The sequence below is a fragment of the Providencia sp. AGC89 genome (assembly GCF_053543535.1).
On record NZ_JBIXLP010000039.1, the window covers coordinates 1 to 1368 of the forward strand.

Sequence of the window (1368 nt, forward strand, 5' to 3'; positions counted from 1 at the left end):
CGCAAAGTGATCCGGTTAAGATTGACGTGAAAAAAACACAAGGAGATAAACACATCAACAAGGTTGTTATCACCCATATAACCCCTTCTGTAGGCGCAGGGGCAGAAAGTACCTTAACGTTTACCTTAGCCGATGTTCAAGGGAACTCGGTTGACGGCATCCAACAGGTTGAGGTCGCAATCGATCAGCTTAAACCGAAAAAAATTAACGTCAATCAACAAGCGGATGGCAGCTACACAGGAACATTAGCGGGGCAACTCAGTGGTGCTCATGAGGTGGTTATTTCTACCAATGGGCTAACATCCAAGCCAAAAACGCTAAACGTGGCACAAGCCGATACCGTTACCGCAACGACAGATGGCAGTGGCATAAAAGACAAGCAAGGTGTTGTTAGCAGCGTGGTACTAAGTGCACCAAACACAACGTTAACATCTGGCGCGAATGTGCAACTGACCGTCAGCTTAAAAGATGCCTTCCACAACCCACTCAAGGGAGTTAGCAGTAAACATATTGCGCTACAACATAGTCAAATGGGCAGTGTGGCATGGGTAGATCACAATAACGGCAACTACACAGCAACATTGCCGTTAAATAAACTGGGGCCTGATACACTGAAAGCCACAGTAAACTCAATAGCAAGCCAAGCTGTCACTGTTGACGTACAAAATACCAACCAAGTGACGCAAATTAGCACACTGGAGCTTAGCCCTATTGCCCCAACAGCAGCAGGTAACTCGCCAACACTGACGGTGAAAGCTCTTGATATCAATCAACATGGTGTCACGCAAATTGCTGATGACTTTAAGGTCACGCTCAATGGTGCACTGATAGACGCCATTTTCACTGAATCCTTAACTTCAAAAGGGGCTTACACCGTGACCTTGCCACCGCAAAAAGTCGGTAAATATACGGTTAAAGTGACTGCCTATAAACAAACCGCACAGCAAACGTGGGAAGTTAATGTGGCTTCTGTCATCACGGCAACCAACACCTCGGGAACGGGTACGCAGGGTGCACGCGGCGTGGTCAAAACCGCCGAGCTCACAGCGGTATCAACTCAAAACCTGAAATCAGGGGATAGTGTAAGACTGACGCTGACCTTAAAAGATGCGTTTGATAACCCTCTAAGTGGTATTGATGTTAAAAACATCAAATTAACCCACAACCAAACCGGTAATGTGCTTTGGGTTGATAACAAAGATGGGACCTACATTGCGGACTTAATGTTAACGGCATTGGGTGAAGACCTCTTAGTCGCTAAGGTTAACAGTTCGCAAAGTGATCCGGTTAAGATTGACGTGAAAAAAACACAAGGAGATAAACACATCAACAAGGTTGTTATCACCCATATAACCCCTTCTGTAGGCG

The 1368-nt window shown here is 46.0% G+C and carries 1 protein-coding gene; it reads left to right on the forward strand.

Annotation, left to right across the window (positions count from 1 at the left end):
* Window positions 1–26 precede the first annotated feature (26 nt).
* The coding region (locus ACIPUA_RS07230) for a hypothetical protein (protein WP_449059508.1) at window positions 27–1368 on the forward strand (1342 nt) is incomplete at its 3' end.